The sequence below is a fragment of the Candidatus Palibaumannia cicadellinicola genome, assembly GCF_001269425.1.
Classification (GTDB): domain Bacteria; phylum Pseudomonadota; class Gammaproteobacteria; order Enterobacterales; family Enterobacteriaceae; genus Baumannia; species Baumannia cicadellinicola_A.
Genome location: NZ_CP011787.1, coordinates 547,318 through 563,012, shown reverse-complemented (window position 1 = coordinate 563,012; position 15,695 = coordinate 547,318). Strand labels below are relative to the sequence as shown.

General features: G+C 33.1%; 13 protein-coding genes and 1 pseudogene. 13 read left to right on the top strand and 1 reads right to left on the bottom strand.

What is annotated here, in order from left to right:
• Window positions 1-9: 9 nt before the first annotated feature.
• Entirely contained in the window at window positions 10-894 is an 885-nt protein-coding gene (gene asd, locus AB162_RS02570; RefSeq protein ID WP_053097250.1) for an archaetidylserine decarboxylase, read from the bottom strand.
• A 239-nt stretch (window positions 895-1,133) separates the two neighbouring features.
• Between asd and orn the strand changes: the two genes are divergently transcribed.
• The 13 genes and pseudogenes from orn to priB all read left to right on the top strand — a co-directional run bounded on the left by orn (window position 1,134) and on the right by priB (window position 15,681).
• Window positions 1,134-1,691 (top strand): oligoribonuclease, encoded by a 558-nt coding sequence (gene orn / locus AB162_RS02565; RefSeq protein WP_053097248.1) that lies wholly within the window; start codon window positions 1,134-1,136, stop codon window positions 1,689-1,691.
• A 22-nt stretch (window positions 1,692-1,713) separates the two neighbouring features.
• Complete coding sequence (tsaE, locus tag AB162_RS02560; protein WP_053097245.1) at window positions 1,714-2,181, top strand: tRNA (adenosine(37)-N6)-threonylcarbamoyltransferase complex ATPase subunit type 1 TsaE; 468 nt, start codon at window positions 1,714-1,716, stop codon at window positions 2,179-2,181.
• 71 nt (window positions 2,182-2,252) lie between these two features.
• Complete coding sequence (locus tag AB162_RS02555) at window positions 2,253-3,479, top strand: N-acetylmuramoyl-L-alanine amidase (protein WP_053097243.1); 1,227 nt, start codon at window positions 2,253-2,255, stop codon at window positions 3,477-3,479.
• Window positions 3,480-3,569: 90 nt separating this feature from the next.
• Window positions 3,570-5,345 carry a DNA mismatch repair endonuclease MutL gene (mutL, locus tag AB162_RS02550; protein ID WP_053097242.1) on the top strand — a complete coding sequence of 592 codons (1,776 nt, stop codon included), beginning with the start codon at window positions 3,570-3,572 and terminating at the stop codon, window positions 5,343-5,345.
• Window positions 5,338-6,288 (top strand): tRNA (adenosine(37)-N6)-dimethylallyltransferase MiaA, encoded by a 951-nt coding sequence (gene miaA / locus AB162_RS02545; RefSeq protein ID WP_053097240.1) that lies wholly within the window; start codon window positions 5,338-5,340, stop codon window positions 6,286-6,288. The genes mutL and miaA overlap by 8 nt, the downstream gene beginning before the upstream one ends.
• 257 nt (window positions 6,289-6,545) lie before the next feature.
• Window positions 6,546-7,832, top strand: a complete 1,287-nt coding sequence (hflX, locus tag AB162_RS02540; protein WP_053097238.1) for a ribosome rescue GTPase HflX — start codon at window positions 6,546-6,548, stop codon at window positions 7,830-7,832.
• A gap of 68 nt (window positions 7,833-7,900) precedes the next feature.
• On the top strand, window positions 7,901-9,085 hold the full coding sequence (gene hflK, locus AB162_RS02535; RefSeq protein WP_053097236.1) for an FtsH protease activity modulator HflK: 1,185 nt from the start codon (window positions 7,901-7,903) through the stop codon (window positions 9,083-9,085).
• Window positions 9,086-9,091: 6 nt separating this feature from the next.
• Window positions 9,092-10,120 carry a protease modulator HflC gene (hflC, locus tag AB162_RS02530; RefSeq protein WP_053097234.1) on the top strand — a complete coding sequence of 343 codons (1,029 nt, stop codon included), beginning with the start codon at window positions 9,092-9,094 and terminating at the stop codon, window positions 10,118-10,120.
• A 137-nt stretch (window positions 10,121-10,257) separates the two neighbouring features.
• On the top strand, window positions 10,258-11,562 hold the full coding sequence (locus AB162_RS02525) for an adenylosuccinate synthase (RefSeq protein WP_053097232.1): 1,305 nt from the start codon (window positions 10,258-10,260) through the stop codon (window positions 11,560-11,562).
• A 215-nt stretch (window positions 11,563-11,777) separates the two neighbouring features.
• Window positions 11,778-13,919, top strand: a pseudogene (gene rnr, locus AB162_RS02520) (ribonuclease R); the annotation flags it as partial.
• 65 nt (window positions 13,920-13,984) lie between these two features.
• Window positions 13,985-14,764, top strand: coding sequence for a 23S rRNA (guanosine(2251)-2'-O)-methyltransferase RlmB (rlmB, locus tag AB162_RS02515; RefSeq protein WP_053097228.1), 780 nt, complete (start codon window positions 13,985-13,987; stop codon window positions 14,762-14,764).
• Window positions 14,765-14,959: 195 nt separating this feature from the next.
• Window positions 14,960-15,370, top strand: a complete 411-nt coding sequence (rpsF, locus tag AB162_RS02510; protein WP_053097226.1) for a 30S ribosomal protein S6 — start codon at window positions 14,960-14,962, stop codon at window positions 15,368-15,370.
• Window positions 15,370-15,681, top strand: coding sequence for a primosomal replication protein N (gene priB, locus AB162_RS02505; RefSeq protein WP_053097224.1), 312 nt, complete (start codon window positions 15,370-15,372; stop codon window positions 15,679-15,681). Before rpsF ends, priB begins: the two co-directional genes overlap by 1 nt.
• Window positions 15,682-15,695: the final 14 nt, after the last annotated feature.

The following is a 15,695-nucleotide window of genomic DNA, read 5'->3' as shown; positions in this document are numbered from 1 at the left end:
ATTCTCTTTTTATGCTGAATTACATCTTAAGCCATATGCAAGTGGTTTTCCAACACGGGTAAAATAACCTGTATGTAAGTGATCACTTAATTTTACTCTACCGTAAGAGAACAAATTTATTACAGTAGAACCAAGCTGAAAGCTACCTATTTCTTGCCCTTTAAATAAAATTATTGCATCTTTTACTATTTTTTTTGGATAGTAAAAGCATTTTATTACACCTTCTCTTGGTGGTGTAACTGTACCTGACCATACTGTAGTAATACTACCAACAATAGTAGCGCCTATACTAATTTGCGCTATTGAACCAAAATCAGTATCAAATAAACAAATTACCCGTTCGTTACGGGCAAATAAATTATTAATTTTTTTAGTGTTAACAGGATTAACTGATAATAAATCACCTGGAACATATATCATTTGACGTAATACACCATTACAAGGCATATGGATCTTATGATAATCACCAGGAGATAGATAAGTTGTGACAAACTGTCCGTTGCGGAACTTCTCTATGAGATTATCATAGCCAGCTAGTAGCGCTGTTAAGCTATAGTAGTGTCCTTTAGCTTGAAAGATAAACTCTCCGTTTATTGTACCTAATTGTGAGATTATACCATCAACTGGTAGTACGATTACCGAGGAATTAGTATCTATTGGTCTGGCTGATTTCTTTAGTGATCTTCTAAAAAAAGAGTTAAATGTAGGATAATTAGCTATATTAGGTTCTAGTGCTTCTTGCATATTTACTTTATAGTACAGTACGAATATTTTAATGACTATTATAGTTAACCAGCCTCCATTGCGCTCAGCACCCCATCCTATTAGTTGGGTTAACCATAATTTAAGTATATATTGCATATAATCTAACAAGATTTTTATCCTGTTTAGCACAGGTAACCTCTTAACTCATGAAAACAATACAATTTATCTTATCTTAATTAAATAAAGTAATGTTACTTTAATTCAATAAATTTAGTTTTATTATAAAACTTTATTCAATACATGTGATTAGTATTTAGTTAATACATAGCAGCATATAGATATTAAAATAATTGACATATATATAATCTATAATATAGATATATATTATTAAATATATTCTTTATTGTTGCACAACATAATTAATTATTATGCCGGTAAATAACCATAACCTAATATGGATTGATCTAGAAATGACTGGTCTAGATCCTGAATATCATCGTATTATTGAGATAGCTACACTAATTACTGATTCTTATCTTAACGTAATAGCTGAAGGACCTGTGTTAGCCGTACATCAGTCAGAAGCACAACTAATGTTAATGGATAAATGGAACATGCGTACTCATACTACTAGCGGGTTAGTAGATAGAGTTCGTCACAGTAAGTATAATGAAAACCAAGCAGTAGAACAAACACTAATGTTTTTACAACAATGGGTACCAGCTGATACATCGCCAATTTGTGGTAATAGTATTGGTCAAGATCGGCGCTTCCTATACCGTTATATGCCAGCGCTAGAAGCTTATTTTCATTACAGGTATATAGATGTAAGTACCTTAAAAGAGCTTGCACGACGATGGAGACCAGACATTTTAGTAGGAATAAAGAAAAAAAATAGTCATAAAGCTCTAGATGATATTTTAGAATCAGTAGCAGAATTAGCCTATTATCGTAAACATTTTATAATGATAGAGCAGCAGCCATAAGGGATTATGTATTATATATAATATGGAAAAAGTATTAATACCTTTAATAGATGAAACTGCAACAGTCACTTTCGGTGCTAAATTAGCAGCATCATGTCAAGAATCTTGTGTAATTAATATTTATGGCGATATTGGTACAGGTAAAACAACATTTTGTCGTGGTGTTATACAAGCTTTAGGTTTTCCTGGAAAAGTAAAAAGCCCTACTTATACTTTAGTCGAATCATATTTATTAGCGCGTTGGAATGTTTATCATTTTGATTTATACCGTTTATCTAATACTGAGGAATTAGAGTATATGGGGATACAGGACTATTTTTATAATAGATATTTATTTTTGATAGAGTGGCCACAGTCTTGTGAAGGTCTGTTACCAACTATGGACCTATCTATTACATTAAAATATAAGTATCCTGGAATCATGCGTCTGGCAGAAGCACAAGCTTTCAGCGCTATTGGTAAAAAGTTACTATTCGCTTTATCTATATAGTAATTAGTTAGTCTTATAACTAAATTCTATGAATTTTTATTATTTTTTTAAAAAACACTTTATTAATAATATTGATTATTAGCAATTCTGCTACTGCAAATTTAAAGACTCTTATAGTAAAGAATAAAGTAATTAAATCAATAATCACCATTAGATTTAATCAATCACCAGTATATAATTGTTTTTTTATAGATAATCCAGAACGGATCGTATTAGATATTAGCCAAAGTATACCTATATCTTTAAAAAAAAAAATTATTCTAAAATTTAATAGATATAATCTAATTAAAAGCATTCGTACTAGTACACAAAAAAATAATACAAGTATTCGTATTGTTTTTGATATTCAATGCTCATTATATACTAACGTTACAATACAGCAAGTTAGTTTACGTAAATTTGGTAAAAATTATAATTTAGTCATTATAATTAGAGGGCAAACACATACTAATACGACTAATATTAATATTAATAAAAAAAATAATGTTTTTATATCTTCTGCTACTACTACTGCTGCTACACTAAATAAGTTGTTACATTCAACATCGCTACATAAATTATGTCAAGCAGCAGCAGTAAGTACTCTACCAATAACTATACCAATAGTTGTTGCAATTGATGCTGGACATGGTGGTCAAGATCCAGGTGCTACAGGCAATAAAGGGCTAAAAGAAAAAAATGTTACAATAGCTATAGCTCGTAAGCTTAAAATTATGTTAAACGCTGATCCTATGTTTAAGCCTGTACTTACTCGTAACAGAGATTATTTTATGTCAGTCATTGATAGATCAGAAGTAGCACGCAAACATGGAGCAAGTGTATTGGTATCTATACATACTGATGCTGCTGCGTCAAACAGACGTGCCTGTGGCGCTTCAGTATGGATATTATCCAACAGACGTGCTCATAGCGAAATATACAATTGGCTGGAACAATACGATAAACAATATAAATTAATAGGTTGTGCAAGTAAATTACTCACTAACAGTATAGGTGATCCATACTTCAGTAAATTAGTATTAGACTTGCAGTTTGATCATTCACAACGGGTAGGATATGAAATTGCAGTAAAAGTACTAGGAAAATTAAAAATTGTTGGATCTTTACATAAAACTAAGCCTCAATATGCTAACTTAGGAGTACTACGTTCTCCTGATATTCCATCATTATTAGTTGAAACTGGTTTCATCAGTAATATTAGAGAAGAACTACTACTAGGTAGTAGTTCTTATCAAAAAAAAATAGCTAATGCTTTGCATCTTGGATTACGTGCATATTTTATAGCACATACTACATAGAAAATACTACTATACTAGATTAAAGATGTTATAAAACAAAGTAAAGTTAAGTTAAAAATAATATTTATAACAGAAAATTAACTATATACTATGCCTATTATTATACTATCAAAACAATTAGTTAACCAAATATCAGCAGGAGAAATTGTAGAACGCCCTGCATCGGTAGTCAAGGAATTGGTCGAAAATAGCCTAGATGCTGGTGCTACACATATTGATATTAATATCGAAAATGGAGGAATGAAAACTATACGTATCCGTGACAATGGAAGCGGAATTAGTAAAAATGAACTAATACTAGCTCTTGCGCGCCATGCAACTAGCAAAATATCTACTATAGAAGATTTAGAGTCTATTACCAGTATGGGATTTCGCGGGGAAGCCTTAGCTAGTATTAGTTCTGTTGCTCGCATTACTATAACTTCACGCATAACTGAACAAAATGAAGCTTGGCAGGCATCAGCGGAGGCTTATAAAGACAATATAGCATCCATTAGTATTAAGCCAGCAGCACATCCAGTAGGTACTACAGTGGAAGTTCAAGATTTATTTTATAATACCCCAGCTAGGCGTAAGTTTATGCGTACCGATAAAACTGAGTTTAAGAATATTGAAGAAGTAATTCGGATAATAGCACTAGCAAGATTCGATGTAACATTTATTGTTCAGCATAATAACAAAAACGTTCAACTATATCGAGCGGTTAGAGATAATAGTCAGTATTTGCGAAGGCTTAGTAGTATTTGTGGAATTAGATTCGTTAAACGAGCACTAGTATTATGCTGGCAGTATAGCGATATAACTGTATCTGGATGGACTGAAGATTCCGATAAACCAGAAAAAAATGAATATTTTCCTATTATTAAATATAGTTATGTGAATCAACGTGTGATACGGAATAAGCTGATAAACCATGCTATCAGCCAGGCTTACCAAGAACAGTTAAATGGAATTAGGTCTCCAGCTTTTGTTATGTTTATTACGATGAACCCTAACCAAATTGATATTAATGTTCATCCTGCTAAAAAAGATGTAAGATTTCACAATGAGCGGTTAGTGCACCATGTTATTTATCAGGCTGTAGTAACTGTGTTGCAAAAAAAAATAAAACCATACCTAGATACTACTAATTATATTCCAATCCCATTATGTAGCAATAAATTACAAGCAGTAACAGAACCAGATAAAGCTAATGAATTAGTTAGTAACTCTACTAGAGTAATTATTTATAATAAACAACATAAAAATAATATTTGTACAAAAGAAAAAAATATTAATACAGCAGCAAATATTAGTAGTGATTATAAAAATAGTTTTGGTCGATTATTGACTGTATACTATCCTTGCTATGCTCTTTTAGAAGCAGCTCACGGATTATCATTACTATCACTAAAATTCGCTAATATTTATATCACTGAGCGTCAATTAACGCCTGAAAAAGATAATATTATATCTCATTCGCTACTAATTCCAATACGTATGACATTAAGTAAAGATGAAACTGTAACACTTTACAAAAATATTGTTTTTTTGAAAAACATTGGGATTGTGCTGCAAGCTAATGAGTCTCAAGTAATACTTAATGCAGTACCATTACCATTATTAAGGAAAAAAAATTTACACAACTTAATTATAGAACTATTAGTGTACCTTAATAGTGAATATTTAATAACATCTAAAAAAATTGCAGCATGGCTTGCACGTAATATAAATAATGAAACTACTACTATATGGAGCTATTATAGGGCAATTCCATTAATTGCAGAAATTGAGAGACTTTGTCCACATTGGGTAAACAATCCTCCTAATTCGCTTATTGTTAAATTAAATGTAGAAGCTGCTATTAAAAAATTAAACTATGAATAATATAAATTCTTGTCTCCTACCTACAGCTATTTTTTTAATGGGCCCAACAGCTTCAGGTAAAACAGCATTAGCGTTACAATTATGCAAACAATTACCTGTTGATATTATTAGCGTCGATTCTGCACTAATTTATCGTAGCATGGATATCGGAACAGCTAAACCAAATAATAATGAGCTTATGCAGGCTCCACACAGGCTAATAGATATCTGTGATCCAGTAGACATTTATTCAATAGCTAATTTTTGTAGTGATGCTATTCATGAAATGAACAAAATCACTGCAGCAGGACGTATTCCTTTGCTAGTAGGTGGAACGATGCTTTACTTCAAGGCTTTATTGAATGGTTTATCTCCCTTGCCTAAAGCTAATAATGAAATACGTATGCGGATTAAAAGTGAGGCACAACATTTAGGATGGGAAAAATTACACTGTAAATTAAAAAAAATTGATTTAATCGCAGCAAATCGTATTCATCCGAATGATTCGCATAGATTAGTGAGAGCACTAGAAGTATTTTTGCTTTCAGGTAAAACTATAACAGAAATGACTAAAATATCTGGGGATGATCTTAAATATAAATATAAAGTATTGCAATTTGCAATCATGCCATGTGATCGTGATTTACTAAATAAGCGGATTACACAGCGATTTCATCAAATGTTAAAAAATGGATTTGAAAATGAAGTTAGTAAGCTTTTTGCCCGTAGTGATGTTAACAAAGATATGCCATCTATGCGTTGCGTTGGTTACCGTCAGATATGGTCATATTTAGCAGGAGAAATTAATTATGATAGCATGGTATTAAATTGTATTTATGCTACAAGAAAGCTTGCTAAGCGCCAAATGACTTGGCTACGTAACTGGCCAGAAGTTTATGTGTTAAATAGTAATCAACCAGTTTCTATGATTGATAGAATATTAAAAATTATTGATAATTGTTGATATACGAATAAGTTAATTAGTTTAATACAGTGTATCTAATATATAGATAGCTATATAGCAAGTAATGAAAGTAAAAAAAAGTAAAAATATAATTGTGTATAAGCATCCTATAGCATCATGCTATATCTACTGTAGATCAGTTATGCGCTGTATCAAATAATAATTTGATTAATATTGTTTACTAAAGTATTTAAAAATTTTCGCAACTGTTACCACAACACAATAAAGCTTAATTTAATTAAAAAGAGGTTATCAGCTTGTTAAATTGTTATTATTTAGGTAAGCATAAGCAAGCAATACTAGTTCATATTTGTTTTCAAAAAAATCATAATTTTAAAGATGATCTAGATGAATTTGAATCTTTGGTATGTTCCGCTGGAGTTTCCATATTAAATATAGTCACAGGTAGTCGTAATACACCAAATGCTAAATATTTCGTTGGTGAGGGTAAAGCTAATGAAATAGCAGAAAAAGTGAAGAATAATGCGGCCTCTATTGTTATTTTTAATCATTCTTTATCACCAGCTCAAGAACGTAATCTGGAGTTATTATTTGAGTGTAGTGTAATTGATCGTACTGGTTTAATATTAAGTATTTTTGCACAGCGCGCACGTACTAATGAAGGAAAACTGCAAGTTGAATTAGCACAATTAAGTCATCAGTCTACTCGACTGGTGCGCGGATGGAAGCATCTGGAACGACAAAAAGGTGGAATTGGTCTGCTCAGTGGACCTGGTGAGACTCAACTGGAAACAGATCGTCGTTTATTACGTAAACGTATTAATACCATTCTTTTACGTATAAAAAAGTTAGAAAATAGACGTGAGCAAGGGAGGCTTACCCGTGCTTCTATCCCAACTGTGTTATTAGTAGGTTATACTAATGCTGGAAAGTCTACATTATTCAACTATCTTACTAAAGCTAGTGTAGAGACTGCAGATAAATTATTTACTACTCTCGATACAAAAATAAAAAATATAAATATAAAAACTGTTGGCAATATTGTACTAGCAGATACAGTAGGTTTTATAAGAGATCTGCCTCATCATCTGGTAGCATCATTTCAGGCAACACTAAAAGAGATACGACAGGCTACTTTACTACTGCATGTTGTCGATGCATCAGATAACTGCATAAATATAAAAATTAGTTCTGTAGAAAAAGTATTAGCAGAAATTAATGCTAATTTAATATCAAAGTTACTGGTTATGAACAAAATAGACAAATTAAACAATTTTACCCCACGTATTGATCGTAATGAGTTTAACAATCCAGTAAGTGTTTGGTTATCTGCACAAAGCGGCCATGGCATTAGCTTACTGCTAAAAGCACTAGAAGAGTGTTTAGTAGGTGACATTACTAGTTATCATTTATGCTTACCACCTAGAGCAGGCAGACTACTTAGCTATTTTTATCAGTTAAATGCAATCGAAAAATATTGGATTGAAACAGATGGCAGCGTTCGATTAATAATCAGATTACCAAAAAATAAATGGTTTCGTTTATGTAAACAGGAAGTTGAGTTATTAGAATATATTGTTTAACTTACCTTTTGTAAGATCATAGTACAACAATACAGACAACAATATTAATCATTACATGGAGATCAACAATGACTTGGAATCCGCCAGGTAATAACGAAAATGACAGAGACCAGTGGAGCAATCGCAATAATAATTCTAATATTAATATGAATTATGATTCTATTTTAAGAAAGTTAAATAGTAAATTAAGCTGGTTTGGTAGTCCAATTATGACTAAAAAAATTAGATTTTATATTCTTGGGCTTATTACTTTAATACTTATATGGGCCTGTAGTGGTTTTTATACCATTAAAGAGGCTGAACGCGGGGTAGTACTTAGATTAGGAAAATTTGACCATATTGTTACTCCAGGCTTGAATTGGAAGCCTACATTAATTGATACAGTAACTACTGTTAACGTAGAATCAGTACGAGAATTAGCTGCTTCTGGTGTTATGCTTACTTCTGATGAAAACGTAGTACGTGTTGAAATGAACGTACAGTACCGTATTACAGATCCTAAACAGTATCTATTTAGCGTAACAGATGCAGACGATAGTTTACGTCAAGCTACAGACAGCGCTCTACGTGGTGTGATCGGAAAATATACTATGGACAGAATTTTGACTGAAGGTCGTACTGTAGTCCGTAGCGATACCCAGCATGTTCTAGAAGATACTATTCTTCCTTATAACATAGGCATAACCTTACTGGACGTGAACTTTCAGGCTGCACGACCCCCAGAAGAAGTAAAAGCAGCTTTTGATGACGCAATAGCTGCAAGAGAAAACGAACAGCAATATATTAGAGAAGCAGAAGCGTACGCTAACGAGGTACAACCTAGGGCTAACGGTAAGGCGCAGAGAATTTTAGAAGAAGGACGTGCATACAAAACTCGTACTATCTTAGAGGCAGAAGGTGAAGTTAAGCGTTTTTCTAAGGTATTACCAGAGTATAAGGCAGCACCAGAAGTAACTAGAGAACGTCTATATATCGATGCTATGGAAAATATGCTAAGTAAAAATAATAAAATAATTATTAGCGAAAAAAATAGTAATGTAATGATGTTACCAATTAATTATTTTTTAAAAAATAGTAATAATATTTCTGATGATAAATCGATTCAGGATAATAATAAGTTGAATATTATGCGTTTACCAGTAAAAGAAAAAGAAAACAAAGAAAAAGAGAAAGTTATGAATCCAAGTAAGACTAATACTAATACACAACGCTACGATATTAACCGTGACGATATTATCCGTCAAGGGAGATAGACACTCATGCGAACAAATTTTACACTTATTATTGGTATCATGTGTTTTATATTATATACGTCATTATTCGTTGTTCAAGAAGGACAACGCGGCATAGTTTTACGCTTTGGTAAAGTATTAAGAGATCGTAATAATAAACCACTAATTTATAATCCAGGCCTACATATAAAAATTCCTTTTATTGAAAAAGTTAAGAATCTAGATGCTCGTATTCAAACTATGGAAAACCAGGCAGATAGATTCGTGACTATGGAAAAAAAAGATCTTATTGTAGATTCATATATTAAGTGGCGTATCAGCGACTTTAGTCGTTATTATTTAGCCACAGGTGGGGGCGATGTATCACAGGCAGAAGTACTGCTAAAAAGGAAATTTTCCGACCGCTTACGTTCAGAACTAGGTCGTCTAAATGTTAAGGGTATTGTAACAGACTCTCGTAATCAGTTAATGACTGACGTACGTGAAGCATTAAATAATGGCACATCTGGTGATGATGATGAGTTACTAGCTACTGCTACTGCAGCTGATAATGCGATATCATCTGCGGTAGCTCGTGTTGAGCACTACTACGACGATACTAACTCTTCACAACAAACAGTAAACTCAAACAGTATGGCTGCACTAGGTATTGAGGTAGTAGATGTGCGGATAAAGCAAATTAACTTACCTACAGAAGTTTTTGATGCTATTTATCAGAGAATGCGTGCTGAACGTGAGGCAGTAGCACGTCGTCATCGTTCTCAGGGCCAAGAAGAAGCAGAAAAACTGCGTGCTACAGCAGACTATGAAGTAACAAGAACCCTAGCTGAAGCAGAACGCCAATCTCTAATTATTAGGGGTGAAGCTGATGCTGAAACTGCTAAACTATATGCTGAAGCTTTTAGCGAAGATCCATCTTTCTACGCTTTTGTTCGTAGTTTACGTGCATATAAAAATAGCTTTAAAGGTAATAATATTTTCGTACTTAGCCCAGAAAGTGATTTTTTAAGATTTATGAAATTACCTGTAAAAAAGGTTGTTAGCAATCATCAATGATTTAGTAAATTAATTATTTAGTGCATTACTGTAATTAATATTACAATTATATTGTATAAGATACAATTAAGTAATGTAAAAATTAAATTCAAATGATAAAATTAAAATATTAATTAATATGGTATTTTTAATAAAAAATGATTAATAACATCGTTGTGCTGGGTACCCAATGGGGTGATGAAGGTAAAGGTAAAATTGTTGATCTATTAACTGAAAAAGCTAAATATGTTATTCGTTATCAAGGAGGACATAATGCTGGTCATACATTAGTAATTAATGGTGAAAAAACAATACTTCATTTAATTCCTTCAGGTATTTTACGTGCTAATGTCATTAGCATCATAGCCCATGGTGTAGTACTATCGCCAGACGCTCTGATTAAAGAGATGCAGCAGTTAGAAGCAAGAGGTATACCAGTTCGTGAACGCATGCTAATTTCAGAAGCTTGTCCACTACTTTTATCTTATCATGTTGCTATGGATATAGCACGTGAACAAGCACTTGGCGTTAATGCTATTGGTACTACAGGACGTGGTATTGGTCCAGCATATGAAGATAAAGTAGCAAGACGTGCACTAAGAGTAGGTGACCTATTTAACAAAAAAGAATTTGCAGTTAAGCTTCATGATGTCATGGACTATTATAACTTTCAGCTAGTACATTACTATAAGATGGAATCAATTAACTACAATAAGGTACTTAATGATGTCATGGCTGTAGCAGAAATACTAACTAGTATGGTAGTTGATGTCTCAGATTTACTAAATAAAGCAAGTAATAATGGTGATATCATGATGTTTGAAGGCGCTCAAGGTACCTTATTAGATATTGATAATGGGACTTACCCATATGTAACATCTTCCAACACAACAGCAGGTAGTGTTACTACAGGTTCTGGCTTAGGACCACGCTATATAGGGTATATATTAGGAATCGTTAAAGCTTATTCAACACGCGTAGGTTTGGGCCCATTTCCTACAGAGTTATTCGACGAAATAGGTGAGTTATTATGTATTAATGGTAATGAGTTTGGCGCAACAACTGGCCGTCGTCGTCGTACTGGTTGGCTTGACGCAGTAGCTCTTCGTCGCGCGGTCAATATAAATTCTTTATCTGGTTTTTGTCTTACTAAGCTAGATGTACTAGATCATTTTAATGAAGTAAAAATATGTTATGCTTACCGTTTGCCTGATGGCAAAATAATAGATAATACCCCAATTTCTGCGCAAAACTGGACTGGTATTGAACCTATTTACGAAATATTACCAGGTTGGAAGGAAACTACTTTTGGAATAAAAACTTTAGACAAGTTGCCAGCAGCCGCGCGTAACTATATTAAACGTATCGAAGAACTCACAGGAGTACCGGTTGATATAATCTCAACCGGGCCAGATCGCAACGATACTATTATTTTACGTGACCCATTGAACGTAATAGCGTAATGAATTAATAATAACTTAATAAAGTATTTAAAAATAAAAATAGTCTGTCTATGCTTACCTACGCTTACCTACTATGACCTAATTTAGGTAGCACTATGTCAAAAAATTATTTTTCAGAGCTAGTGATTTACTAGTTGCTAGTAGGGATCTAAGACTATTTAACCTATCTAATAGATAAATCTAGATTAGTATCGATCGATGATTTATCGCTGTAACTAGATATTTGTTGCGTAGATAAATTAGCAGGTCTAACCCGAATTATACGTGCAATGGAGCGTAATGGACAACTAATGTGTATAAAAAAAAAGTATTATGTACTAAAAAAAAATTTAGATGTACTGCGTGGTACTGTGATTGGTCATAGAGATGGTTTTGGTTTTTTACGAGTGGATGGTAGAAAAGAAGATTTTTATCTTTCTGCAGAACAGATGAAAATAGCCATTAATGGTGATGTGGTTATAGCCGCAACTACTACATCTAAGGGAGGATACAATAAAGGTCGTAGAGAAGCTCGTATTATACGAGTACTAGTACCTAATACTAACCAGATAGTAGGTCATTTTTTCAGAAATGCAAACAAAGCTTTTGTAGTACCTGAGGATAGCCGTCTTAGTTTTGAAATTATTATTCCTCAAGAAGCTACGCATAATGCTCATATTGGTTGCATAGTAGTAGTCAAATTAACCCAGCGTCCTAATCGCTATACCAATGGTAAAGCAATAGGTAAAGTAATAGAAGTTCTTGGTGATAAAATGGGTACTAGTATGGCCGTAGCTATTGCGTTACGGACATATGATATGCCCTATATTTGGCCGCAAGCAGTAGAACAACAGATTGCTGCTAGTTTCAAAAACACATATGAAGAAGTACCTAAATCAGACTATAGCGGCCGTATTGATTTACGGATGCTACCATTGATTACCATTGACGGAGAAGAAGCAAGTGATTTAGATGATGCAGTATATTGCGAGAAAAAACGTTTGGGATGGCGTTTGTTGGTAGCAATTGCTGATGTTAGTTACTATGTACGTCCAAATACGCCTCTAGATAATGAAGCGCGTAATCGAGCTACATCAGTATATTTTCCATCTAAGGTGATACCAATGTTACCTGATGTACTATCTAATAGATTATGTTCGTTAAATCCCAAAGTAGACCGTTTGTGTATGGTTTGCGAAATGACTATTTCAGCTCAAGGTAGATTATCTTCTTATAAGTTTTATGAAGCAGTAATTAATTCTAAAGCACGTCTGACCTATAATCAGGTTTGGCAAATATTGCAAGGTAATAAACAATTAAGTTCGAATTATGCTAATAAAATCATAAAACCAATTAATCAATTATATGCTATGTCTCAAAAGTTAGAACAAGCACGGATACAGCGTGGCTGTATCTCATTTGAAACTGAAGAAGCAAAATTTATTTTTAACGCTGAGCAACGTATTGAAAGAATTGAGCCAATGGTACGTAATGAAGCAAATAAACTAATTGAAGAATGTATGATATTAGCAAATATTGCTGCAGCTAGTTTTATCGCTAATAATAAAGAGCCAGCGCTATATCGCGTACACGACCGACCCAGTAATGATAATATTTCTTCGCTACGTTCTGTATTATCAGAACTAGGATTAACTCTAGGTGGCGGTAATAAGCCGAACCCTAAGGATTATGCTGATCTGATAAGTATAATATCAGATAGGACGGATAATGAAATGTTACGTACCATGTTATTAAGATCTATGAAGCAAGCTATTTATGATCCAGAAAATCGTGGTCATTTTGGTTTAGCTTTACAGGCTTATACACACTTTACTTCGCCTATACGTCGTTATTCAGATCTAGTATTACACCGTTCTATTAAATACCTGTTAGGTAAGCAAAAAGGTGAAGTAAATGGCAGTTATACTACAACTGGTGGTTTGCATTCAGAAATACAAGACATGCTAAAAATTGGTCAGCAATGCTCAATGAGTGAACGTCGCGCAGATGATGCTACACGTCATGTAGCTGATTGGCTGAAATGCGATTTTATGCGAGACCATGTAGGTGAAGTTTTCTATGGTATTATCGCTAACGTTACTTGTTTTGGTTTATTTGTCCGTATTAATGAACTTTGTATCGATGGTTTAGTTCATGTATCTTCACTAGATAACGATTATTACCGCTATGATAATGTAGGTAAGCGCCTAATAGGCGAGTCTTTTGGTAGAATATATAGTATTGGTGATGCAGTAGGAATTCGTGTAGAAAAAATACATATGAGTGAAAGAAAAATTAACTTTTCTCTAATATCAACTAAGCGCTACGATTACAAAAATAATAAGTCGAAAAATCAACAGCACAGAGCAGCAAGCTAACTATATAATATAATAATAGTTTCAGTTAGTTTGCTTTTTACTATCAAACAATCATTAATGCAATAATGAAACAAATTATTTACGGTATTCATGCAGTACTGGCTGTGTTAAAAAATAATCCAAAATCTGTGCAAGAAATTTATCTTGTTCAAGAACGCTATGATCAACGCTTTAAATCGCTAATGATGCAAATCAAGCAAGCAAATATTATTATAAAGTTAGTAAATCGCAAATGGCTAGATAAGCAAGTAGAAGGTGCTGTACATCAAGGTATTATCGCAATAGTATATCATCAGCTAGGAAAACAGTTTCAGGAAAAATATTTACTTTCTTTACTTGATAATAAAAATATCCAGCAGCATAGCACACCGTTATTATTATTGGTACTAGATGGTGTTACCGATCCTCATAATTTAGGTGCCTGTCTACGTTGTGCAGATGCGGCTGGAGTAAATGCTGTTATTGTTCCACGTAATCGTTCAGCAAATTTTAATGCAACAGTGTCAAAAGTAGCAAGTGGTGCTGCTGAAACAATACCACTTATCCGTGTTACTAATTTAGTAAGAACGTTAAATCTATTACATCAATATAATTTTTATATAATAGGTACTGATATAGATGCTAATTATCATCTATATCAGCATCAATTCCAACTTACTAGACCTATAGCACTGGTAATGGGTGCAGAATGTAATGGTATGCGTTCATTAACAAAAAAAAACTGTGATACGCTTATTCGTATACCTATGGCTGGTTCTGTATCTTCGTTGAATATTGCAGTAGCAGTAGGTATTTTTCTTTTCGAAGCTGTAAGACAGAGACTATACTCTCTCATTGAATCATAATTAATAAATTATCATTCATTGCATAAAAACTTTAAGAATAAGTATAGGTCCTTGTTTTTATTAGATATGATCAGTACACTTAACTAAGTCACTAATATTTTTTTAGTGTTTTTTTAAACTGCCTTTATCTATGATGATATAGGTAATTTTTTTACTTATATATATTAGGCTAAATAGTATTTAAGGAGCCATATAATGCGTCATTATGAAATAATTTTGATGGTTCATCCTGACCAAAGCGACCAAATTTCTGTAATTATTGAACGTTACAGTGCAATGATTACTAGTGATAAAGGTAAAATTCATCGTATGGAAGACTGGGGCCGCCGTCAGTTAACTTATCCAATTAAAAAACTGCACAAAGCGCACTATATTCTTATTAACCTAGAAACTTCACAGAAATTGATCGAAGAACTAAAAAAATCTTTTCGCTTTAATGAAGCAGTTATACGCAGTATGATAATGCGTGTTAAGTCTGCAATAACTGAAGCATCTCCTATGGTAAAGACTAAAGAAGAAAACTTAGAAGATTTAACTGTAACTAAAGACACAAACAAATATTATGATACTGTAAGTAATGCTAATGCTGAGCTTAAGAGTAATTGATGAAGGCTAATCACCTGATGTTATCAGGCACAGTTTGCAAGACCCCTATTAGTAAAGTAAGTCCATCTGGGATAAAACATTATCAATTTGTTATTGAGCATCGTTCTGTACAGAATGAAGCTGGTTTTATACGACAGGCATGGTGTAGAGTACCTGTAGTAGTAAGTAGCAGCATACTATCAAATAATATTACGAATAATATCACAGTGGGCGATAAAATTACCGTACACGGGTTTATATGTAGTCATAAAGGACGTAATGGACTTAGAAAAATTGTATTGCATGCTGAACATATTTATTTAATAGATTAGATTATGGAGACTAA

What these genes read in the sequence shown, in the direction of transcription:
- orn (WP_053097248.1), top strand. Translation starts at nt 1,134, where the DNA reads ATGCCGGTAAATAACCATAACCTAATATGGATTGATCTAGAAATGACT.
- AB162_RS02525 (WP_053097232.1), top strand. Translation starts at nt 10,258, where the DNA reads ATGATTAATAACATCGTTGTGCTGGGTACCCAATGGGGTGATGAAGGT.
- rpsF (WP_053097226.1), top strand. Translation starts at nt 14,960, where the DNA reads ATGCGTCATTATGAAATAATTTTGATGGTTCATCCTGACCAAAGCGAC.
- tsaE (WP_053097245.1), top strand. Translation starts at nt 1,714, where the DNA reads ATGGAAAAAGTATTAATACCTTTAATAGATGAAACTGCAACAGTCACT.
- hflC (WP_053097234.1), top strand. Translation starts at nt 9,092, where the DNA reads ATGCGAACAAATTTTACACTTATTATTGGTATCATGTGTTTTATATTA.
- miaA (WP_053097240.1), top strand. Translation starts at nt 5,338, where the DNA reads ATGAATAATATAAATTCTTGTCTCCTACCTACAGCTATTTTTTTAATG.
- priB (WP_053097224.1), top strand. Translation starts at nt 15,370, where the DNA reads ATGAAGGCTAATCACCTGATGTTATCAGGCACAGTTTGCAAGACCCCT.
- rlmB (WP_053097228.1), top strand. Translation starts at nt 13,985, where the DNA reads ATGAAACAAATTATTTACGGTATTCATGCAGTACTGGCTGTGTTAAAA.
- hflK (WP_053097236.1), top strand. Translation starts at nt 7,901, where the DNA reads ATGACTTGGAATCCGCCAGGTAATAACGAAAATGACAGAGACCAGTGG.
- mutL (WP_053097242.1), top strand. Translation starts at nt 3,570, where the DNA reads ATGCCTATTATTATACTATCAAAACAATTAGTTAACCAAATATCAGCA.